Source organism: Pseudomonas sp. Q1-7, assembly GCF_028010285.1.
Classification (GTDB): domain Bacteria; phylum Pseudomonadota; class Gammaproteobacteria; order Pseudomonadales; family Pseudomonadaceae; genus Metapseudomonas.
The window spans coordinates 3,576,762-3,598,694 of the sequence record NZ_CP116304.1 but is presented as its reverse complement, the minus strand read 5'-3'; the positions used below and the strand labels follow the sequence as shown (position 1 = coordinate 3,598,694).

General features: G+C 60.4%; 17 protein-coding genes, 2 tRNA genes, 3 rRNA genes and 1 pseudogene. 17 read left to right on the top strand and 6 right to left on the bottom strand.

Going from position 1 to position 21,933, the window contains the following annotated elements; genetic code table 11:
* Positions 1-26 precede the first annotated feature (26 nt).
* The 3 genes from PJW05_RS16625 to PJW05_RS16615 form a co-directional block, all read right to left on the bottom strand.
* On the bottom strand, positions 27-833 hold the full coding sequence (locus tag PJW05_RS16625; protein ID WP_271408096.1) for a LuxR family transcriptional regulator: 807 nt from the start codon (positions 831-833) through the stop codon (positions 27-29).
* A gap of 72 nt (positions 834-905) precedes the next feature.
* The gene (gene eutH / locus PJW05_RS16620; RefSeq protein ID WP_271408095.1) at positions 906-2,138 is read right to left on the bottom strand and encodes an ethanolamine utilization protein EutH; all 1,233 of its coding nucleotides are present in this window, start codon (positions 2,136-2,138) and stop codon (positions 906-908) included.
* A gap of 97 nt (positions 2,139-2,235) precedes the next feature.
* Complete coding sequence (locus PJW05_RS16615; protein ID WP_271408094.1) at positions 2,236-3,000, bottom strand: SDR family NAD(P)-dependent oxidoreductase; 765 nt, start codon at positions 2,998-3,000, stop codon at positions 2,236-2,238.
* A gap of 261 nt (positions 3,001-3,261) precedes the next feature.
* On the opposite strand from PJW05_RS16615, the gene PJW05_RS16610 reads away from it, so the two are divergent.
* Entirely contained in the window at positions 3,262-4,533 is a 1,272-nt protein-coding gene (locus PJW05_RS16610) for a D-arabinono-1,4-lactone oxidase (RefSeq protein WP_271408093.1), read from the top strand.
* Positions 4,534-4,831: 298 nt separating this feature from the next.
* Here PJW05_RS16610 and rlmE read toward each other — a convergent pair whose 3' ends face one another.
* On the bottom strand, positions 4,832-5,452 hold the full coding sequence (rlmE, locus tag PJW05_RS16605) for a 23S rRNA (uridine(2552)-2'-O)-methyltransferase RlmE (RefSeq protein WP_271408092.1): 621 nt from the start codon (positions 5,450-5,452) through the stop codon (positions 4,832-4,834).
* A gap of 254 nt (positions 5,453-5,706) precedes the next feature.
* Here rlmE and PJW05_RS16600 point away from each other — a divergent pair, with 254 nt between their 5' ends.
* The 13 genes from PJW05_RS16600 to rrf all read left to right on the top strand — a co-directional run bounded on the left by PJW05_RS16600 (position 5,707) and on the right by rrf (position 17,309).
* The gene (locus PJW05_RS16600) at positions 5,707-7,344 is read left to right on the top strand and encodes an NAD(P)/FAD-dependent oxidoreductase (RefSeq protein ID WP_271408091.1); all 1,638 of its coding nucleotides are present in this window, start codon (positions 5,707-5,709) and stop codon (positions 7,342-7,344) included.
* A gap of 11 nt (positions 7,345-7,355) precedes the next feature.
* Complete coding sequence (locus PJW05_RS16595) at positions 7,356-8,087, top strand: TrmH family RNA methyltransferase (protein WP_271408090.1); 732 nt, start codon at positions 7,356-7,358, stop codon at positions 8,085-8,087.
* Positions 8,088-8,350: 263 nt separating this feature from the next.
* Entirely contained in the window at positions 8,351-8,509 is a 159-nt protein-coding gene (locus PJW05_RS16590) for a hypothetical protein (protein WP_271408089.1), read from the top strand.
* 54 nt (positions 8,510-8,563) lie between these two features.
* On the top strand, positions 8,564-8,956 hold the full coding sequence (locus PJW05_RS16585) for a GFA family protein (RefSeq protein WP_271408088.1): 393 nt from the start codon (positions 8,564-8,566) through the stop codon (positions 8,954-8,956).
* 79 nt (positions 8,957-9,035) lie between these two features.
* A complete protein-coding gene (locus PJW05_RS16580) occupies positions 9,036-9,206 on the top strand; it encodes a YhfG family protein (protein ID WP_271408087.1) in 171 nt (56 codons plus the stop codon).
* A complete protein-coding gene (locus PJW05_RS16575; RefSeq protein WP_271408086.1) occupies positions 9,206-9,802 on the top strand; it encodes a putative adenosine monophosphate-protein transferase Fic in 597 nt (198 codons plus the stop codon). Before PJW05_RS16580 ends, PJW05_RS16575 begins: the two co-directional genes overlap by 1 nt.
* A gap of 180 nt (positions 9,803-9,982) precedes the next feature.
* Positions 9,983-10,984, top strand: coding sequence for an MBL fold metallo-hydrolase (locus tag PJW05_RS16570; RefSeq protein WP_271408085.1), 1,002 nt, complete (start codon positions 9,983-9,985; stop codon positions 10,982-10,984).
* A 111-nt stretch (positions 10,985-11,095) separates the two neighbouring features.
* Positions 11,096-11,461 carry an STAS/SEC14 domain-containing protein gene (locus tag PJW05_RS16565; RefSeq protein ID WP_271408084.1) on the top strand — a complete coding sequence of 122 codons (366 nt, stop codon included), beginning with the start codon at positions 11,096-11,098 and terminating at the stop codon, positions 11,459-11,461.
* Positions 11,462-12,131: 670 nt separating this feature from the next.
* Positions 12,132-13,668, top strand: a 16S ribosomal RNA gene (locus PJW05_RS16560).
* A gap of 91 nt (positions 13,669-13,759) precedes the next feature.
* A tRNA-Ile gene (locus PJW05_RS16555) sits at positions 13,760-13,836 on the top strand.
* A 23-nt stretch (positions 13,837-13,859) separates the two neighbouring features.
* Positions 13,860-13,935 (top strand) — tRNA-Ala (locus PJW05_RS16550).
* Positions 13,936-14,163: 228 nt separating this feature from the next.
* Positions 14,164-17,054 (top strand): 23S ribosomal RNA (locus PJW05_RS16545).
* A 139-nt stretch (positions 17,055-17,193) separates the two neighbouring features.
* Positions 17,194-17,309: ribosomal RNA gene (rrf, locus tag PJW05_RS16540) — 5S ribosomal RNA — on the top strand.
* The 16S, 23S and 5S rRNA genes sit together here with 2 tRNA genes alongside, the layout of an rRNA operon.
* 400 nt (positions 17,310-17,709) lie before the next feature.
* On the opposite strand, the gene queD is transcribed toward rrf, so the two are convergent.
* Together queD and norR are read right to left on the bottom strand one after the other, a co-directional pair.
* A complete protein-coding gene (gene queD / locus PJW05_RS16535) occupies positions 17,710-18,066 on the bottom strand; it encodes a 6-carboxytetrahydropterin synthase QueD (protein ID WP_271412241.1) in 357 nt (118 codons plus the stop codon).
* Between the two features lie 112 nt (positions 18,067-18,178).
* Positions 18,179-19,729 (bottom strand): nitric oxide reductase transcriptional regulator NorR, encoded by a 1,551-nt coding sequence (norR, locus tag PJW05_RS16530; protein WP_271408083.1) that lies wholly within the window; start codon positions 19,727-19,729, stop codon positions 18,179-18,181.
* A gap of 148 nt (positions 19,730-19,877) precedes the next feature.
* Between norR and hmpA the strand changes: the two genes are divergently transcribed.
* From hmpA to PJW05_RS16515, 3 genes and pseudogenes are all read left to right on the top strand, one after another.
* Positions 19,878-21,059 carry an NO-inducible flavohemoprotein gene (gene hmpA, locus PJW05_RS16525; RefSeq protein ID WP_271408082.1) on the top strand — a complete coding sequence of 394 codons (1,182 nt, stop codon included), beginning with the start codon at positions 19,878-19,880 and terminating at the stop codon, positions 21,057-21,059.
* 56 nt (positions 21,060-21,115) lie between these two features.
* Positions 21,116-21,373 carry a transmembrane sensor/regulator PpyR gene (locus tag PJW05_RS16520; RefSeq protein WP_271408081.1) on the top strand — a complete coding sequence of 86 codons (258 nt, stop codon included), beginning with the start codon at positions 21,116-21,118 and terminating at the stop codon, positions 21,371-21,373.
* Positions 21,360-21,917, top strand: a pseudogene (locus tag PJW05_RS16515) (NnrS family protein); the annotation flags it as partial. The gene PJW05_RS16520 and the pseudogene PJW05_RS16515, both read left to right, overlap by 14 nt.
* Positions 21,918-21,933 lie beyond the last annotated feature (16 nt).

The window sequence follows — 21,933 nt, the reverse complement described above, 5'->3', positions numbered from 1 at the left end:
AGAAGCGGGCTTCCGCTGGCGAACCCCTATCGCCCCGCCTGCGAAATGTACTCGATGAACAGCCGGAACAGGTCGGAGTTACTGGAGATCTGCAGGCGCTGGTAGATGTTGTGCTTGTGAACCTTCACCGTGCCTTCGGAGATGCCCAGCAGGTGGGCGATGGAGGCGTTGCTGTGGCCCTGGAGGAGGAGCTTGGCGATGTAGCGCTGGGCGTCGGTCAGTTGGCCCTGGAGGATGTCCACGAAGGCGCTTTCGAGCTGGCTGCGGGGTTTGTCCGCAGCCTCGGCGGACTCCTCCGGCCGCAGTCGCCAGTGCGCCTCGAATGCCGCGCTCACCACCGGCGTCAGCGTCTGCAGGCGGCGGACTTCCCCGTCCGCGAAGGGACCGTGGTTCTGCGCCTTCATCAGCGAGAAGACGATGGCGGTATGCGGCTGCAGCGGGACGATGTAGCCCAGCTCTTCCACCAGGCTGCCGTGGGTGGATGACACGCAGGGATGCAGGTCGGGCGAGATGGCGAAGCCCGAGGAAAAGAAGCTGTCCGGCGCCAGCTCGCTCATGCGCCAGAGGCCTGCCGGGTGCTGGTTCATGCAGGCGACGTAGAAGGGGTCGAGCAGGTAGCCGCCACGCAGGTAGGCGCTCAGGGTCTTCGCCGGCACCATGCCTTTGTAGCCGTCGTGGAGCAGCACGGCGGGCTGGTCGAAGCGGAAGAGGTAGGCGCAGCTCATGTCGAAGCGGATATCACTTTCCAGCAGGGTGCAGAGGCGCTGCCCCAGGTTGCCGGTGCCCACGGCGGCGATAACGCCCGCTACCTTGCTCGCTTCCTGATTGTTCATGCTGGACCGCGCTGTTCGTCATGATTCGGGTGCGTCACGGCGCCAACCCGCAAGGGGCGGGCGCCGCACGATTCAGGACAGACCGGCCGACACGCGCATCGAGTCGCGTGGTAACGCTTCGCGGCCGATCTGCAGTGCCTGGGGCACTGCCAGCCAGTAGGCAATCGCCATGCCTATCAGCCCGCCGCTCAGTTTTCCAATGATCAGGGGCAGGATCAAGGTGGGTTGGAAGTTGGCGGAGAAGGCCATGTGGTCGCCAAAGGTGAAGGCCGCGCACACCGCGAAGGCGATTACCAGCACCTTGTCCTTGGGCGGCATGTCGGCGACCAGGCGGAACATCGCCAGGATGTTCGCCGAAGCGGCGAGAAGGCCGGCCGCGCCGACCGGCGTCATACCCAGGCGGACGGCCACCCGTTCGAGGGGGCGGGAGAGGTAGCGCTTGATCAGGCAGACCATCGGGAAGGCCCCGCAGAGCATGATGCCGACGTAACCGGCGATTTCCAGCGCGCGGAACTGGTCCTCCTTGTCAGCGATGATGGGCGCGAAGCCCCAACTGCCAAAGGTATGGGTGAAGGCACCGGTGAAGTATTCGACGATGGATGCGACCAGGATCAGCGTCACCGCCGCATACATGAGGCGCCCCAGGGCCAGGAAGGCGCGCACCATCAGGCCGGGGGCGTAGCGCAGGGCAGCGGCCAGCGCGATGCAGAAGAGGATCAGCGGCAGCAGGTTGCGCAGCAGCATCGGTAGGGTGAAGTGCAGCGCCTGGGTGGCCGCGCCCGTGGTGGCGATGTCCGGGCGCACGCCCAGGCCCAGCAGCTGCATGGCCATGGCGATGATGATAATGCTGAGGGGGATGCTCAGCAGGCCCGCCATGATGCCCAGCGCCATGAATTTGTGGTCGGCCTTGTGGAGCATGGCCAGGCCCACGGGGATGACGAAGATGAGGTTCGAACCGGATTGGAAGCCGGTGATCAGCCCGAGAATCCAGCCTTCGGGGTCGTGGGCCAGGGCGTGGGCGAGTTGGTAGCCGCCCATGTCCGAGGCGATGAAGATGGGGCCGGCAATGGCGGGGTCGGCGCCCAGCGCGGTAAACAGCGGGGCGATGCCGTGGCTGATGAACTGGGAGATGAACGGGATGGCGGCCATGGTGCCGGCCACGGGGATGAAGATCGGGCCGATGCTGTGCAGGCCGGCGGTGAACTCCTTGCCCAGCTCCGACTCGGCGTCGAGCAGGGAGGCGATGGCGCCGATCACGGCGCACGCCATGATCAGGTAGATGACGTACGTACCGATGTGTTCCATAGCTGCCTCGTCTTTGTAGGTTGTTGTCGTGTGGCAGAAGCAATGCTGGCGGAGCGTTCGTTGTTGTTGGAATGCGGGCCCGTCGCGGGCCCGAAGGTCAGGCGGCGGTGTAGGCGTTGTCGACGAACAGGTGTGCACCGTTGACGAAGCTGGCGTCATCACTGGCCAGGAACAGCGCTGCCGCGGCCACCTCGCTCGGGTCGCAGAGGCGGCCCTGCATGGCGCGCAGGGCCTCGTCGGAGACTTCCGCGCCGAATTCGCGCAGCAGGTCGAGTTCGCGCCGGCCGTGGGCGGTGCCGATAAAGCCCGGGCAGATGGCATTGCTGCGAATGTTGCGGTCGCGGAATTCCACCGAAATGGCGCGCGCGAACATGTGGCAGGCCCCCTTGGTGGTGCAGTACAGGACCTCCATTGGCGTGCCGACCACGCCGGAGATGGACGAGGTGCAGATGATGCTGCCACCGCCAGCCTCGATCATTTTCGGCAGCACGGCCTGGGTCACCAGGAACATGCTCTTGACGTTGATGTTCATCAGCCGCTCCCAATCGCTCTCGCGGGTCTCCAGGAAGGGCGCGGCATGAATGGTGCCGGCATGGTTCATCAACACCCGGATCGGCCCGAAACGGTCCTCGGCCTGGGCCACCGCGTGGTTGACCTGTTCGGCGACGGACACGTCCGCCGGCAGGAAGCAGGCACTGCCGCCAGCGGCATTGATGCGCGCGGCCACTGCCGCGCCGTCGCTGCTGGGCAAGTCGAGGATGGCGACCTTGGCGCCTTCCCGTGCGAAGAGCTCCGAGGCGGCCAGCCCGCAGCCCCCGGCGCCTCCGGTGATCAGCGCCACCTTGTTGTGCAGTCGTCCCATGGGTTGTCTCCCTTGTTGTGAATGGATTCGACCGTTTTCACGCTAGGGAGGGGCCGATTCAGTGTCCATATGTCGCCGGGTATACGCGCCCGAATCCTGCGGTTCTCAAGGGGGGGGCGGCGCGCGCTACACCGAGGGGCCGCGTCCTATATCCATGGACATATGGTGGTTCGAGCGGCTGTTGTTCATCCTGCGGGGCATCGGATTAAAACCCTTCATAACGACAGCCCTGATCAAGTCGCAGAAAGTGGGAGAACAACAATGAGCACTTCTTCGAACAACATGCACATCAACGAGTTCGGCATCGAGCACGCGCATTGGCGCAACTGGGTCGGCAACCAGTCGTGCGTTCGCGCGGCCCGTGGCGCACCGGCCAGCGAGGATGAGCTGTGTTCCATGATCCGCGATGCGACCCGCAAAGGGCTGAACGTACGGGTGGCTGGCTCCGGGCACTCGTTCACGCCAGTCGCACTCACCAACGGCCTGCACCTGACGCTCGCCAACATGACGGGGGTGCGCCACATCGACCACGGCAAACGCCGCGTCACCGCCGCCGCCGGTACCACCATCAATGAGCTGGTTCGCGTGCTCAAGGCCGAAGGGTTGTCGATGATCAACCAGGGCGACATCGACAGCCAGGCCCTTGCTGGTGCCTTGACCACGGGGACCCACGGAACCGGCATTACGCTGGGCAACATGGCGTCGTCCATCGTGGGTATGAAGCTCGTCCAACCGAACGGCGAGATCATCGTGGTGGACGAAAGCACGCCGGACTTGCTCCTCGCCGGGCGCGTTTCGCTCGGCGTGCTGGGGGCGATTTCCGAGATCACGCTGCAGGTGACGGACAGCTTCAATCTGCACGAACGCATCTGGCGCGAAGACTTCGAAAGCCTCATGGAGAAGCACGATGAGCTGGCGCAGAAGCATCGCCACTTCAGCTTCTTCTGGTGCCCCTACGAGCAGAGCCGCCACTGCTACTGCCTGCCCGATACCGCCGCCACGTCGAAAACCGGCCGCACCACGGATGTGTGCGAAGTGAAGGTCATGGATATCACCGACCGTCCGTTGTATGAGGGCGAGTTCGAGAAGGTGGCCTACAGCTCGGACGTGTATCCGATCGAGTACATCCCGAATTTCCATGAGCTGGAGTACGCCGTGCCGATCACCCATGGCAAGGAAGCGCTGAGGGCCGTGCGCAAACTCATGCTGGAGGACTTCCCGGAAGCGATTTACCCGATCGAGTACCGCTTCACGGCGGGCGATGGCGCCTGGATAAGCCCGTTCTTCGAACAGGACAGCGTCACCATTTCCGTTTCCGGCGAGCCGGGGACGGACTATTGGGACTACCTGCGTGCAGTCGACCTGATCCTGCGTTCCTATGGCGCCCGGCCGCACTGGGGCAAGATGCATTTCCTGACCGGGGAAGACGTCACCGCCATCTATCCCCGCGCGAATGACTTCCGCACGCTGCGTCGCCAGCTCGATCCCGAGGGCTTTTATCTGAACGAGCACCTGGGGCTGTTGTTCAAGTAGGGGAACGGGGTGGGCCGGGAGGGCCTGTTGGCCGTCCTGGCGCGATGCTCTTCAGGCAAAGGTAGCGTTACCAATTGAGCACCCGAACATTCCGCAAAGCTGTCCCCCCGCCGGGCTTCCGGAGGCTGTTTTTCGGGTGTTCCACCGATGCCGCCGTTCGTTCATACGGTTTCTATCGGAGAGCTGGACGATGCCGGGGAGGAAGTTCTGGAGATTCGACTGGAGTGAGCGGGGCCGAACTCAGCCTGCCGATGGGCTTCCCATGGGGTGAATTGGCCCTTCAGCAGCGCGGGATGCCTTAGCCTTTGAACCCCTTGCCCACCAGATAGACCTCCCTCGACCGTGGCCGTGACGCTTCTGGTTTGCGGACCACCACCTTTTCGAACGAGGTGCGAACGTCCTTCAGGAATTCGTCAGAGCCTTCGCCCTGGAAGACCTTGACCAGGAAATTGCCATTGGGCTTGAGCACCTGCCGGACCATGTCGAGGACGAGTTCGACCAGGTACATCGAGGAGGCCTGGTCGGCCGCAGCGACGCCGCTGATGTTGGGGGCGATGTCGGAGATGATCAGGTCGGGCTGCCTGCCATCGAGCATGTCGAGAATCTGGGCGAACACGGCGTCGTCGGTAAAGTCGCCCTGAATGAAGTCGACGTTGTCCAACGGGTCCATCGGCAGAATGTCGCTGGCCAGCACCCGCCCGTTCTCGCCGACGATACGTCCGGCCACCTGCGACCAGCCGCCGGGCGCGGAGCCCAGATCCATGACCAGCATGCCGGGGCGAATCAGCTTGTCCTTGTCATTCAGCTCGATCAGCTTGTAGCTGGCGCGGGAGCGATACCCATCCTTCTGAGCCTTCTTTACGTAAGGATCGTTGACGTGTTCATCCAGCCAGCGGCGGCTGCTTTTGGTTCGTTTCATGAGAGAGCCAACTACGGAAAATCAATATGAAGAGCGGGCTAATGAATGCAACAGAAGGGAAGCTGTTGGACGCAAAGCGGCGGCAATTATAAGCCGATAATGCGGCGCAGGTTAAATCGGCGGGGGCGGCACGGCGCCGACCCGCACGGCGCGAGGCCGGACCTGACAGGGGCGGGCGGCGGCGGGTACAATTCGCGCCTTATCCCTTCTCTCTGTTGCTTCCTTTGCCGGATTCACCGGCCAGGATTACCGCCATGATTCGCATCAACGAACTGTCTCTGCCCCTCGATCATTCCGCCGATGAATTGCGCAAGGCCATCGTCAAACGCCTGGGTATCAGCGACGCCGATCTGCTGAACTTCACCGTTTTCAAGCGCAGCTACGATGCCCGCAAGAAAAACAGCGTCATTCTGTTCATCTACATCATCGATCTGGAGGCCCGCGACGAGGCGGCGATTCTGGCGCGACTGGCCGATGACCACAACATCCGCCCGGCCCCGGACACCAACTACTACCCGGTAGGGCAGGCGCCGGCCGACCTGAGCGAGCGACCGCTGGTGGTGGGCTTTGGCCCCTGCGGCCTGTTCGCGGCGCTGGTGCTGGCGCAGATGGGCTTCAAACCCATCGTGCTGGAGCGCGGCAAGGACGTGCGCCGCCGCACCAAGGACACCTGGGCGCTATGGCGCAAAAAGGTCCTGACCCCGGAATCCAACGTGCAGTTCGGCGAGGGCGGTGCCGGCCTGTTCTCGGACGGCAAGCTCTACAGCCAGATCAAGGACCCCAAGTTCTACGCCCGCAAGGTCATGCACGAGTTCGTTCGCGCCGGCGCCCCGGAAGAAATCATGTACGTGAGCAAGCCGCACATCGGGACCTTCCGCCTTACCGGCGTGGTGTCCACCATGCGCGAGGAGATCATCGCCCTCGGCGGCGAGGTGCGTTTCGAAAGCAAGGTGACCGACCTGGTGATCAACGACGGCCAGCTGGAGGGGGTGGTGCTGGCCAGCGGCGAGACGATCCGCAGTCGCCATGTCGTCCTGGCGCTGGGCCACAGCTCCCGCGATACCTTCCGCATGTTGCACCGGCAGGGCGTGTTCATCGAGGCCAAGCCCTTTGCCGTCGGTTTCCGCATCGAACACCCGCAAGGCATGATCGACGAGGCGCGCCTGGGCAAGTACGCCGGCCATCCGGAACTCGGCGCCGCCGACTACAAACTGGTGCATCACGCGAAGAATGGCCGCGCCGTCTACAGCTTCTGCATGTGCCCCGGCGGCACTGTGGTGGCGGCCACGTCCGAGCCGGAGCGCGTCGTTACCAACGGCATGAGCCAGTACTCGCGCAACGAACGCAATGCAAACGCCGGCATAGTCGTCGGCATCAACCCGGAGCAGGACTTCCCGGGCGGGCCGCTGGCCGGGGTGGAGTTTCAGGAACGCCTGGAGTCCCGCGCCTATGAGCTGGGCGGCAACGATTACTGCGCGCCCGCGCAACTGGTGGGCGACTTCATTCGCGGTGTGCCGTCGACTGAGTTCGGCGAGGTGGAACCCTCCTACAAACCCGGCGTGCGCCTGGGCGATCTCGCGCCTTCGCTGCCGGACTACGCAATCGAGGCCATTCGCGAGGCCCTGCCGGCCTTCGGCAAGCAGATTCGCGGTTTCGATCGCGCTGACGCGGTGCTCACCGGCATCGAAACCCGCACCTCCTCTCCGGTGCGCATCACCCGCGACCACGAGACGCTGCAGAGCCTGAACCTGCGCGGCCTGTATCCGGCCGGTGAGGGCGCCGGTTATGCGGGGGGCATCCTGTCGGCGGGGGTGGATGGCATCAAGGTCGCCGAAGCCTTGGCCAAGTCGATTCTGTCTGAAATCGAAAAGACCGACGTGCAGACCCACTGAGCGCCGCATTGATGAAATTCGATGACATTAAAAAGCTCCACCAGAAAAAGTACCGGGCTGAGTTCGGGCATTTTCTGGTGGAGGGCGAGCATCTGTTGCTGGAGCTGCAGAAGGCGGCCCAGCAGAGTCCGCAGCTTCTGCGCAGTCAGCTGTATGTGACCGGCGCGTACGAGCACTGGCAGAGCCCCTTTGAAACCCACGTGATCAGCGACCGCCAGATGGCGCACATCGCCGACACCAAGACACCGCAGGGCATCATTGCGCTGGTGCCCATGCCGGCTGCTGAAGTGCCGGCTGCTGCACCTGCAAAAAGCGAGCGCGCCGTTTACCTGCATGAAATCCAGGACCCGGGTAATCTCGGCACCATTCTGCGAACCTTGGCCTGGTTCGGTAATTTTCGCTGCCTGCTCAGTCCTGGCAGCGTCGATCCGTACAACCCCAAAGTCGTGCGCGCCAGCATGGGCGCCATTTTCCATGCGCCCATGGAGCTGGATGTGGAGCTGAATTCGTTGCGCACGCGCTTTGAGCGCATCGCCTGCCTGGATATGCAGGGCGAGCGTGTGCAGTCCGCCAGCTTCAAGGAATTCGACTGCTACCTGTTCGGTAACGAAGCTCGCGGCGTGCCCCGCGAGCAACTGATCGCGCTGAATGCCCAGCCCTTTACGATTCCCGGCTGTGGCGCCATCGAGTCCCTGAACCTGGCGACGACTGTCAATATGTGCGCGTACGAGTTAAACAGATAGCGGATTCCGCGGTCGCTTCTCACTGGGCATGGAACCCATCTCCGGCGGACAACCCGCCTTGTCCTGGCGTGTTGCCCGCGATCAGATCTGCCGTCTTCTCGCCAATCATGATTGCCGCCGTGATAAGTGCCGGCAGGATGGACGGATCTACGGTCCGCCATCCGTGCTCGCTAGGGCGCGCGCCAAGCGACGCGCTGCACGTTGCGCTCGGCAACAGCCGGCGTACTCTGAACCTCGATGAGGCGAAGAGGAGACGCCGCGTGATGCGTAGCCCGAATGCCAAGGCGCTGCTGGTGGCGCTGATCGTGGCCGGGGCGGTTTTCCTGGTTGCGCAGGTATTTTCCGAACGCCTTTATCTGCTGTTCCTGCCGCTGGTTTTCATCGGCGGCGCATGGTGGAAATGGCCGGGACGGCGGGACTGAGTCGTCGCATCGGGGCGTAGTCGCCATTCACTGTGATTGCAGAGGAGACGCAGCATGGATCGATTCACCGGCGGTTGCCTGTGTGGCGATGTGCGGATAGTGGCGTCCGGACGTCCGTACCGGGTCGGCCTTTGTCACTGCCTGGATTGTCGCAAGCATCACGGGGCGCTTTTTCACGCATCGGCAGTATTCCCCCAGGCGGCAGTGACCATCGAAGGCGAAACGCGCGATTACGCCGGGCGTTTTTTCTGTCCCCGCTGCGGTTCATCCGTATTCGGCCGCATGGGAGACGAAGTCGAGGTGAACCTGGGCACCCTGGATGCCCCGGACCAATTGATGCCCACCTACGAGCTCTGGACTGTCCGCCGCGAGTCCTGGCTGCCGGCGTTCCCGCTCGCGAGGCATTACGAGCGCGACCGTGACGATACGAGCCGCTACGAGGACTAGGTGCGCTGGTCGCTGTCATTCGGCTGGCGTAACCCCCCATTCGCTATACTGGCGCGTACCCGACCAGAGAGGGCCGCTTATGCCAACCCCATCCCTGCAGGACAAGAAGGCCTATTACGCCAAGGTGCGTCGATCCAATTACGCGGCCAGCTTGCGGCTGGAAGGCTTTGAGGTGACGCCGGCCGATGCCGAGCGCAAGTTGCCTTCCCGTGAAGCCGTGCTGAGTGCCTACCGCGCCGGACAGGACTGATGGTCGACAAGCACGGAACCGGCCAGGACCCGTACTGCTATCCCGGCACCACGGTTCTTCGCAATCGCCTCGGCCTTGCCGATGACAAGGCGCTCAATGATGCCGAGCGCAGCCTCTCTGAAATCGCCGCCAGCGAAATCGAATTCGCACCTCCTCCTTATGGTTTGCCCGCACTCCAGCGCATCCACCGCCAGCTGTTCGGGGATATCTACGATTGGGCTGGCGAATTGCGCACTCTGGATATCTCAAGGGGAGACACCCACTTCTGCATCGAGAGCCGCGTCGAACCCGAGGCTGAGAAACTCTTCGCTACCGTGGCGGCGGCCAACTGGCTGGAGGGGCTGGGGCGCGGCGAGCTGATCAGCGCGGCCGCCGAGCTCTACGGCGACCTGAACATGATTCACCCCTTCCGCGACGGCAATGGCCGTGCCCAGCGCATCCTGTTCGAGCACATCATCGTCAATGCCGGCTACGAGATCAGTTGGTGGCCGGTGGAGGAGGGTGAGTGGCTGGGGGCCAATGTCGACGCTGTGGTCTGCGACTACGTCGCGCTGGTCCGCATTTTCGAGCGGTGCATTGGGCGGCCGATTGGTTGATCACTTCCGGGGGTGTTGACCTGATGCTTTGAAGCGCAGCCTCGCAGGTTGTTTGGCGATTGAAATCGCCCCCACAAAGGCGACATTTCGGCCGGACGGCTATGCAGGCACACCTTTGGCTGGGCGTATACCCATCGCGCGATGCGATAGCCTTCGCGGGTCTCAAGGACAGGAGGAATCATGCGCATCGTCGTACTGCTTGTGCTGCTGTGTTTAGGGGGCTGCGCCAAGGATCTCACCGGGAGTGAGCCCACGACGCGGGTGTCCGGGCTTCTGGAGCCGAAGATCACCTACCTGGGTGTTGGCGGCTGGCTGTTGCACTGGAAGGGGGAGTCCCTGCTATTCGCGCCGTCTTTTAGTAATCCGGCCTTTCCGCCGGTCTTCGTTTCCGCCAATCAGTCGCGGATCGACCGCTATATGCCGGAGTCAGCCAACACCACTGCAGTGCTGATAGGCCATGCGCACTACGACCATCTGATGGATGTGCCGTGGATCATCCAGCGGCATGCGCCCAAGGCCACCGCCTACGGTTCTACCACCGCCGGTCACATCCTGGCGGGGGCCAAGCCGGCACCCAGGTTCGTGGACATGGAGCGGAAGATGGTGCCGGTGATGTGCGGTAGCCGCGCCTGCCCCCAGGTGAATCCCCAGGAGAAGTGGGAACGGGCAGGCCACTTTCGCTTCATGGCCATCGAGAGTCAGCACGCGCCGCACTTCGCCGGCATCGATCTCCTGCCGGGCAGCTACGGCGCCGACCTGGACGACTTGCCAACCTACGTCCGCGCCTGGCGCGAGGGCACGACCCTGGCCTGGCTGGTGGACCTGCTGGATGAGCAGGGTGAGCCGGTTTACCGCATCCATTACCAGGACTCGGCCAGCAACCCGCCCTATGGTTTTCCACCCATCCTGCAGGATGGCAAGGGCGTAGATGCGGCGATCATCTGTGCCGCCTCCACCGACCAGGTGGCGCAATACCCGGATGCTTTGCTGAAGGTGCTCAAGCCTCGACTGCTGCTGATCGGCCACTGGGAAGACTTCTTCGGCAACGACCCGGAGCGGCCGCAGCTGATTCGCCTGCAGGGCCATCAGCAAGTGGAACTGGCGGGGCGATTGCGCAAGGCCTACCCCAATACGGTAATGCCCTATCCGCTGACCGAGGTGGCGTTGCCGCCGCCTGAGTAGGGGGATTTGCACAAGGCAGCGGGTTGATCGACGCGCACTGCCGGCGCGGCATCTTGTCGTTTCCCGCGGGCGGCGTATCGTGAAAGGGCACACTTGCATGGAGGTATCGCCATGTTCCAGGTAATGCGTAGTGGTGAGAATCGGGTCGATGTCAGTTTCTCCGGCAAGCTCGATAGCAACGAGATGCGAGCAGTTATTGCCCAGCTGGCTCAGCAGACCGAAGGAATCGCCCATGGCCGGATGCTCTATCGGGTCGGCGAATTCCAAATGCCGACATTGGGCGCCATGGCCGTCGAGGTCTCGCAGATTCCTCAACTGTTCAAGGTGGTGCGCCGGTTCGATCGCATGGCGGTAGTCGCCGACAAGCCGTGGGTGAGGAAAGTCAGCGAGGTGGAAGGAGCGTTGATTCCCGGGCTGACGATCAAGGCCTTCGAGTCGCAGCAGACCGCCGAAGCCGAGGCCTGGTTGCAGCACTAGCGTGTCTCTTGCGCGGAGGGTTCGTCTTGGTGACGGACCTTCCGCGTTTTGCTTCTCGTCGTTCGGCGTTGCGTCAGGCCGTCGGCCCAGGGGTGCTGCTGCTCTCTATAAGTAAGGAGAACGCCCTGGCGCAGGCGGGATGACGAAAAAGTTTCAAATAAGTGTTGACGGCAAATTCTGCATCCCTATAATGCGCACCACTCCCAGCGACGAATCAGAGAAAGAGCTTGAAAATCAAGCACTTAGCTGAATCGAAGTGAAGGGGTGGTGATCGGCAGGCGACATTGACGCGTGCCACTTCGCTCTCCCGCAAGGCTGAAACGAAGTGATCATCGAGGTGTTGACAGCGAGTTTGAGCGCTGTAGAATGCGCCTCCCGCTGACGAGAAGAGTGAATCGGATCGGAAGCGCAAGCGGTTGAGTAGAAAAGAAATTTTCGAAAAACAGCTTGACAGTAAGAAAGGCTGCTGTAGAATGCGCGGCCTCGGTTGAGACGAAAGACTTGATCGAAATGCTCTTTAACAACTGAATCAAGCAATTCGTGTGGGTGCTTGTGAGGTAAGACTGATAGTCAACTGATTATCAGCATCACAAGTAACACTCGTGAATTCGAGAGTTTATTTGCGATTGCTGAGCCAAGTTTAGGGTTTTCTCAAAACCCAAGCAGTATTGAACTGAAGAGTTTGATCATGGCTCAGATTGAACGCTGGCGGCAGGCCTAACACATGCAAGTCGAGCGGCAGCGGGTCCTTCGGGATGCCGGCGAGCGGCGGACGGGTGAGTAATGCCTAGGAATCTGCCTGGTAGTGGGGGATAACTCGGGGAAACTCGAGCTAATACCGCATACGTCCTACGGGAGAAAGCGGGGGATCTTCGGACCTCGCGCTATCAGATGAGCCTAGGTCGGATTAGCTAGTTGGTGGGGTAATGGCTCACCAAGGCGACGATCCGTAACTGGTCTGAGAGGATGATCAGTCACACTGGAACTGAGACACGGTCCAGACTCCTACGGGAGGCAGCAGTGGGGAATATTGGACAATGGGCGAAAGCCTGATCCAGCCATGCCGCGTGTGTGAAGAAGGTCTTCGGATTGTAAAGCACTTTAAGTTGGGAGGAAGGGCAGTAGGTTAATACCTTGCTGTTTTGACGTTACCAACAGAATAAGCACCGGCTAACTTCGTGCCAGCAGCCGCGGTAATACGAAGGGTGCAAGCGTTAATCGGAATTACTGGGCGTAAAGCGCGCGTAGGTGGTTCAGCAAGTTGAAGGTGAAATCCCCGGGCTCAACCTGGGAACTGCCTCCAAAACTACTGAGCTAGAGTATGGTAGAGGGTGGTGGAATTTCCTGTGTAGCGGTGAAATGCGTAGATATAGGAAGGAACACCAGTGGCGAAGGCGACCACCTGGACTGATACTGACACTGAGGTGCGAAAGCGTGGGGAGCAAACAGGATTAGATACCCTGGTAGTCCACGCCGTAAACGATGTCGACTAGCCGTTGGGGTCCTTGAGACTTTAGTGGCGCAGCTAACGCGATAAGTCGACCGCCTGGGGAGTACGGCCGCAAGGTTAAAACTCAAATGAATTGACGGGGGCCCGCACAAGCGGTGGAGCATGTGGTTTAATTCGAAGCAACGCGAAGAACCTTACCTGGCCTTGACATGCTGAGAACTTTCCAGAGATGGATTGGTGCCTTCGGGAACTCAGACACAGGTGCTGCATGGCTGTCGTCAGCTCGTGTCGTGAGATGTTGGGTTAAGTCCCGTAACGAGCGCAACCCTTGTCCTTAGTTACCAGCACATTATGGTGGGCACTCTAAGGAGACTGCCGGTGACAAACCGGAGGAAGGTGGGGATGACGTCAAGTCATCATGGCCCTTACGGCCAGGGCTACACACGTGCTACAATGGTCGGTACAAAGGGTTGCCAAGCCGCGAGGTGGAGCTAATCCCATAAAACCGATCGTAGTCCGGATCGCAGTCTGCAACTCGACTGCGTGAAGTCGGAATCGCTAGTAATCGTGAATCAGAATGTCACGGTGAATACGTTCCCGGGCCTTGTACACACCGCCCGTCACACCATGGGAGTGGGTTGCTCCAGAAGTAGCTAGTCTAACCGCAAGGGGGACGGTTACCACGGAGTGATTCATGACTGGGGTGAAGTCGTAACAAGGTAGCCGTAGGGGAACCTGCGGCTGGATCACCTCCTTAATCGAAGACATCAGCTTCTTCATAAGCTCCCACACGAATTGCTTGATTCACTTGCGAAAAGCGATTGGGTTGAGACCCGAGAGTGACGATTGGGTCTGTAGCTCAGTTGGTTAGAGCGCACCCCTGATAAGGGTGAGGTCGGCAGTTCGAATCTGCCCAGACCCACCAATTGTCGGGATGGCCAGTCTAGAGGGGCCATAGCTCAGCTGGGAGAGCGCCTGCTTTGCACGCAGGAGGTCAGGAGTTCGATCCTCCTTGGCTCCACCATCAACTCAAGATCGCTGAAAGCTCAGAAATGAACATTGGTAGTTCAATGTTGATTTCTGGTCTTTGCGCCAGAACTGTTCTTTAAAAATTCGGGTATGTGATAGAAGTGACTTGTTGAGTGTTTCACTGCACTCAGCAACTCAAGGCAAAATTTGCGAGTTCAAGCGCGAATTTTCGGCGAATGTCGTCTTCACACCATGATCGCAGGCAGATTGCTTGGGGTTATATGGTCAAGTGAAGAAGCGCATACGGTGGATGCCTTGGCAGTCAGAGGCGATGAAAGACGTGGTAGCCTGCGATAAGCTTCGGGGAGTCGGCAAACAGACTTTGATCCGGAGATCTCTGAATGGGGGAACCCACCTAGGATAACCTAGGTATCTTGTACTGAATCCATAGGTGCAAGAGGCGAACCAGGGGAACTGAAACATCTAAGTACCCTGAGGAACAGAAATCAACCGAGATTCCCTTAGTAGTGGCGAGCGAACGGGGACTAGCCCTTAAGCTTCTTGGATTTTAGCGGAACGCTCTGGAAAGTGCGGCCATAGTGGGTGATAGCCCCGTACGCGAAAGGGTCCAGGAAGTGAAATCGAGTAGGACGGAGCACGTGAAACTTTGTCTGAATATGGGGGGACCATCCTCCAAGGCTAAATACTACTGACTGACCGATAGTGAACCAGTACCGTGAGGGAAAGGCGAAAAGAACCCCGGAGAGGGGAGTGAAATAGAACCTGAAACCGTATGCGTACAAGCAGTGGGAGCCTACTTTGTTAGGTGACTGCGTACCTTTTGTATAATGGGTCAGCGACTTATATTCAGTGGCGAGCTTAACCGTATAGGGGAGGCGTAGCGAAAGCGAGTCTTAATAGGGCGTTTAGTCGCTGGGTATAGACCCGAAACCGGGCGATCTATCCATGAGCAGGTTGAAGGTTAGGTAACACTGACTGGAGGACCGAACCGACTCCCGTTGAAAAGGTAGCGGATGACTTGTGGATCGGAGTGAAAGGCTAATCAAGCTCGGAGATAGCTGGTTCTCCTCGAAAGCTATTTAGGTAGCGCCTCACGTATCACTCCAGGGGGTAGAGCACTGTTTCGGCTAGGGGGTCATCCCGACTTACCAAACCGATGCAAACTCCGAATACCTGGAAGTGTCAGCGTGGGAGACACACGGCGGGTGCTAACGTCCGTCGTGAAAAGGAAACAACCCAGACCGTCAGCTAAGGTCCCAAAGTTGTAGTTAAGTGGGAAACGATGTGGGAAGGCTTAGACAGCTAGGAGGTTGGCTTAGAAGCAGCCATCCTTTAAAGAAAGCGTAATAGCTCACTAGTCGAGTCGGCCTGCGCGGAAGATGTAACGGGGCTCAAACTACACACCGAAGCTACGGGTTCGTCGTAAGACGAGCGGTAGAGGAGCGTTCTGTAAGCCTGTGAAGGTGAGTTGAGAAGCTTGCTGGAGGTATCAGAAGTGCGAATGCTGACATGAGTAACGACAATGGGTGTGAAAAACATCCACGCCGAAAGACCAAGGGTTCCTGCGCAACGTTAATCGACGCAGGGTGAGTCGGCCCCTAAGGCGAGGCAGAAATGCGTAGTCGATGGGAAACGGGTTAATATTCCCGTACTTCTAGTTACTGCGATGGAGGGACGGAGAAGGCTAGGCCAGCTTGGCGTTGGTTGTCCAAGTTTAAGGTGGTAGGCCGAACACTTAGGCAAATCCGGGTGTTCAAGGCCGAGAACTGATGACGAGTGTTCTTTTAGAACACGAAGTGGTTGATGCCATGCTTCCAGGAAAAGCTTCTAAGCTTCAGGTAACTAGGAACCGTACCCCAAACCGACACAGGTGGTCGGGTAGAGAATACCAAGGCGCTTGAGAGAACTCGGGTGAAGGAACTAGGCAAAATGGCACCGTAACTTCGGGAGAAGGTGCGCCGGTGAGGGTGAAGGACTTGCTCCGTAAGCCCATGCCGGTCGAAGATACCAGGCCGCTGCGACTGTTTATTAAAAACACAGCACTCTGCAAACACGAAAGTGGACGTATAGGGTGTGACGCCTGCCCGGTGCCGGAAGGTTAATTGATGGGGTTAGCGCAAGCGAAGCTCTTGATCGAAGCCCCGGTAAACGGCGGCCGTAACTATAACGGTCCTAAGGTAGCGAAATTCCTTGTCGGGTAAGTTCCGACCTGCACGAATGGCGTAACGATGGCGGCGCTGTCTCCACCCGAGACTCAGTGAAATTGAAATCGCTGTGAAGATGCAGTGTATCCGCGGCTGAGACGGAAAGACCCCGTGAACCTTTACTGTAGCTTTGCACTGGACTTTGAGCCTGCTTGTGTAGGATAGGTGGGAGGCTTTGAAGCGAGGACGCCAGTTCTCGTGGAGCCATCCTTGAAATACCACCCTGGCATGCTTGAGGTTCTAACTCTGGTCCGTCATCCGGATCGAGGACAGTGTATGGTGGGCAGTTTGACTGGGGCGGTCTCCTCCTAAAGAGTAACGGAGGAGTACGAAGGTGCGCTCAGACCGGTCGGAAATCGGTCGCAGAGTATAAAGGCAAAAGCGCGCTTGACTGCGAGACAGACACGTCGAGCAGGTACGAAAGTAGGTCTTAGTGATCCGGTGGTTCTGTATGGAAGGGCCATCGCTCAACGGATAAAAGGTACTCCGGGGATAACAGGCTGATACCGCCCAAGAGTTCATATCGACGGCGGTGTTTGGCACCTCGATGTCGGCTCATCACATCCTGGGGCTGAAGCCGGTCCCAAGGGTATGGCTGTTCGCCATTTAAAGTGGTACGCGAGCTGGGTTTAGAACGTCGTGAGACAGTTCGGTCCCTATCTGCCGTGGACGTTTGAGATTTGAGAGGGGCTGCTCCTAGTACGAGAGGACCGGAGTGGACGAACCTCTGGTGTTCCGGTTGTCACGCCAGTGGCACTGCCGGGTAGCTATGTTCGGAAGAGATAACCGCTGAAAGCATCTAAGCGGGAAACTCGCCTCAAGATGAGATCTCACTGGGATCTTGAATCCCCTAAAGGGCCGTCGAAGACTACGACGTTGATAGGTTGGGTGTGTAAGCGCTGTGAGGCGTTGAGCTAACCAATACTAATTGCCCGTGAGGCTTGACCATATAACACCCAAACAATCTGGTGATTGTGGGTGCGACTGGTGAAGTCGATATAGACCGAAAGTTCGCAAGAACCGCAAAGCCAACCACTGTCACATACCTGATTCGGGGTAGCGTCACCGACGATGCCCCAACCGAATTGCTTGACGACTATAGAGCGTTGGAACCACCTGATCCCATCCCGAACTCAGCAGTGAAACGACGCATCGCCGATGGTAGTGTGGAGCTTCTCCATGTGAGAGTAGGTCATCGTCAAGCTCCTATCCCAAACCCCCGATCCGCGACTGCGGTTCGGGGGTTTGTCTTTGCGCGCGGGAAAATGATGAGGCCCTCGATTTACCTGCGAGGCATCGCGTAGCCCTGCCGCGATCTGGCGCTATGTCCATTCGAAGGGGGCGAGCCTGATCCTGTGGAGCATCTCACGCCCATGAAAAAGGCCACCCGAAGGTGTAATGCTGTTCACTTAAGCGCGCATGACTCGCTCCCCTCTCCCATTTATGGGAGAGGGGCTGGGGGAGAGGGTTGAAATCCCTGCGAAACAGTCGTTTCCCCCCTCTCTCTAACCCTCTCCCCAAAGGGGCGAGGGGACTGATCGAGTCCCGTTACTTCTTATGTGAACAGCATTACACCCGAAGGTGGCCTTTTTCATTCTGGCTGGTCAGTCGCCGCGATACTCGCAGCCACTGGTGCAGGTCTCATGGATGCGGATGCGGGAGAGCTCCGGGAGCAGAGGCTTGAGTTGTTGCCAGATCCATTTGGCGAGGACTTCACTGGTGGGGTTTTCCAGGCCAGGAATCTCGTTGAGATAGTTGTGATCGAGCTGTTCGTAAAGTGGCTTGAAAATGGTCTTGAGCTCGGAGAAGTCGCGGATCCAGCCGGTATGAGGGTCGGGCTCACCTTCGATATAGATGGCCACACGGAAAGAGTGACCGTGCAGGCGACCGCACTTGTGGCCCGCGGGCACGTGAGGGAGCCGGTGTGCGGCTTCGAAGATGAATTCCTTGAAAATTTCCACTTGCATAACGCTCTTGAGATGACGGCCTGGGTTGCGGCCAAAGCAGGGAATCGATTTTACCAGCTCTCCAGCAACCTGACTGAAAAGACCGACACCGCCGGACAAGCCGGTTTCATTTGATGCCCAGTCGCTTGGCCAGGCGCAGCAGGTTGGCGCGATCCAGGCCCAGTTCTCGGGCCGCGGCAGCCCAGTTGTTCTGCAGACGTTCCAGGCTGGCGGTGATCAATTGCCGCTGGTACTGATCCACGGCTTCGCGCAGGTCCCCTGCCGCTGATACCGCGGGCGCCTCTACCGGGCTCGTGGCGGCCGTTGGCTGATTGCCGGGTAGGGCTAGATCCAAGGCTGTCAGGGTGAGGATACGTGGACGCTCTGCACAGGCTGCCAGGGCTTTGAGGGCGGCGCGTCCGATCAGGTGTTCCAGCTCCCGGACATTACCGGGCCAGTTGTAGCCAAGCAACGCGGCCTGGGCGTCCTGGCTCAGGCGTAGGCTGCGCAAGCCGAGACGAGCACGGTTCTCTTCGAGGAAGAATCCCGTCAATAGCAGCACATCGCGGCCACGCTCCCGCAGGGGAGGGACGCGCAGTGGATAGACACTGAGACGGTGGTAGAGATCGGCACGGAAGCGGCCGGTACGCACTTCCTCCGCCAGGTCGCGGTTGGTGGCTGCGATGACCCGGACATTCACAAGGTGCTCGCGATCCGAGCCGACGCGTTGCAGCTGTCCGCTCTGCAGCACACGCAGCAGCTTGGCCTGAATGGCTAGCGGCAGCTCGCCGACTTCGTCGAGGAACAGGGTGCCCCCATCGGCCAGTTCGAACTTGCCCTTGCGATCATTGACCGCGCCGGAGAACGCCCCCCGCACGTGACCGAACAGCTCGCTCTCCACCAGGGTGTCGGGTAGTGCGGCGCAGTTGAGGCTGATCATGGGGTGACGGGAACGCAGCGAGCTGCCATGGATGGATTGGGCTACCAGTTCCTTGCCGACGCCCGTTTCGCCGCTGACCAGTACGGTGAGGTCGCTGCCCCCGACCAGCTTGATCTCTTGTACCAGGGCCTTGTGTGCGGCGCTCTGGCCGATCATTTCATGTGGCCGGGCCTGGCCGGCCGCCTGGCGATAGACCTCCGCCAGTTGCTGCTCATCCTGGGCGCGGCGGGTGAGGCTGTCCATGCGCTCGGCGGCTTTCACCGTGGCGGCGGCCAGGCTGGCGAAGCCCTCGAGGACTTCCAGATCCTGCCCATCGAAACGCGACGGGTCCATGGCGTCCAGGGTCAGCACGCCCCAGGGGCGGTCGTCCAGGTAGAGCGGGCAACCCATGCAGTCGTGCACTTCCAGGTGGTCCTGGTGATTCTCCACCAGGCCGTCGTATGGGTCCGGTAGACCGCAGTCCGCCGCGAATCGGGTAACGCCGCGGTTCTCCATCAGGGCCTGCAAACGAGGGTGTTCGGAGACCTTGAAGCGCCGCCCCAGGGTGTCCTGGCTGAGTCCGTCCACGGCCATGGGCACCAGTTGGTCGCCATCCAGCCGGAGCAGAGCGGTCGCATCGCAGGGCAGCAGGCCGCGCAGGGCTTCCAGTAGTCGGCGATAGCGTTCGCGTTCCGGGAGTTCGCGGGACAGATCGCTGACCAGCGGGATCAGGGTCTGCAGCAGGGGGTGGGTTGTCATTATGACTCCATCCTGTCGATATGACTCGGCGAGTATTGTAGTCAAAAGAACATTCATCAATATAAGTTATTGATTTTTAAGATATAAATAGTTGGCATGAAAGCTGGATTATCAAGGGTAGAGACCTAACCCGATAACGGAGTTCAACATGCTGTCCAGCCAAGTTCGTGCAATCGTCAAGTCCACCGTCCCGCTTCTGGAAACCGGTGGCGAAGCCCTGACCACTCACTTCTACAAGATGATGCTCTCCGAGTATCCGGAAGTGCGCCCGCTGTTCAACCAGGCCCACCAGGCCAGCGGCGACCAGGCGCGCGCCCTTGCCAACGGCGTGCTGATGTATGCCCGCCACATCGACCAACTCGAAGTGCTGGGCCCGCTGGTGAGCCGCATCGTGGCCAAGCACGTTGCACTGCAGATCCTGCCGGAACACTACCCGATAGTGGGCAGTTGCCTGCTGCGTTCCATTCGCGAGGTGCTGGGTGAAGAGATTGCCACGGACGAAGTGATCGCCGCATGGGGCGAAGCGTACAACCTGTTGGCCGGCCTGCTGATCGGCGCCGAGGAAGAGGTGTACGCCGCCAGCGCCGAAGCGCCCGGGGGCTGGCGTGGTGCTCGTGCCTTCCGCGTCGAGCGCAAGGTGAGGGAAAGCGAGGAGATCACGTCCTTCTACATGGTGCCCGCCGATGGCGGCGCGGTGATGGACTTTGCGCCTGGCCAGTTCATCGGTCTGCGCCTGGACGTCGAGGGCGAGGAAGCCCGCCGCAACTACTCGCTGTCCGCCGCGCCCAATGGCCGCAGCTACCGCATCAGCGTAAAGCGTGAAAAGGGTGGCAAGGTGTCCAACTTCCTGCACGACCAGGTGCGGGAAGGGGATCTGCTGGACCTCTTCGCGCCAGCCGGTGACTTCGTGCTGCGCCATAGCGAGAAGCCCCTGGTGCTGATCACGGCCGGTGTCGGTATCACGCCCGCCCTGGCGATGCTGGAAGCGGCCCGCCATGGCGAGCGCTCCATCCACTTCATCCACTGTGCGCGCAACGGCGATGTGCATGCCTTCCGCGACTGGGTGGAAGGCGTTGCCGCGAGCACGCAACACCTCAAGCACTTCTTCTGCTACAGCGAGCCGAAGCAGGGCGATAGTGCCAACGCTACCGGCCTGCTCACCCGTGAGCGCCTGGCCGAATGGCTGCCCAGCGACCGTGATGTCGATGCCTACTTCCTCGGGCCCAAGGGTTTCATGGCCCAGGTGAAGAAGCATCTGCGCGAGCTCGGCGTACCTGAAAGCCAATCCCACCACGAGTTCTTTGGGCCGGCCAGCGCTCTGGAGGCCTGATCACAGCCGCCCGGCGCCAACCTGGCGCCGGGCTTCCCGCCCAGGAGAGTGCCATCATGACCAGCCTGTTTGGATGTCCCCAGCGTTTGCTGCAATGGTCCCACCTGTTTCTCTGGACCGGTCTGATCCAGCTGCTGCTGGGCATAGCCGGTGCCTACTACCTCGAAGCCCATCTCGGGTTGCTGATGCTGGTCGGGGCCCATGGTCTGTCGATCCTCGGGCCAACCCTGATCAAGCTGGGTTACGTCATGCGCCTCACTGCCCAGTACCAGATGCGCAAGGAAGAGCGGAGGCTGGCCTGTGCACTTGCTTGATGCTGCCCACGAACTGGCTATCCGGCCGATCTGGCGCCTGGGTTTCCGCCCCTTTTTCCTCTTCGGTTCGGCCTTCGCCCTGGTGGCTGTGCTGATTTGGCTCGCCGCACTTCGGGGCCATGCCGGTAGCTGGCACCCGGCGGGCGGCTGGCTCGCCTGGCACCGCCACGAGATGGTGTTCGGCTTCGGTGGTGCCATTATCGCCGGCTTCCTGCTCACCGCGGTGCAGAACTGGACCGGCAATCCCGGCCTGCGCGGCCGTTCGCTGGCTGGGCTGGTCCTGCTCTGGCTAGCCGCGCGCCTGGCCTGGTTGGCGGGCGTTCCCCTGATTCTGCTCATCCCTCTCGAACTGGCCTTTCTGCCCGCGGTTGCCGGGCTACTGGGACGCAGCCTCTGGCGCGTACGCCAGCGCGGCAATTATCCGGTGGTCGTGGTGCTGACCTTGCTGGCAGCGGCGGACGTGCTAGCGGTCTGTGGGTTGGCTGCGGACAATCAGGCCCTGCAACGCCAGGGCGTGCTGGCGGCGCTCTGGCTCGCGGCTCTCTGCTGGGGCGCGGCTT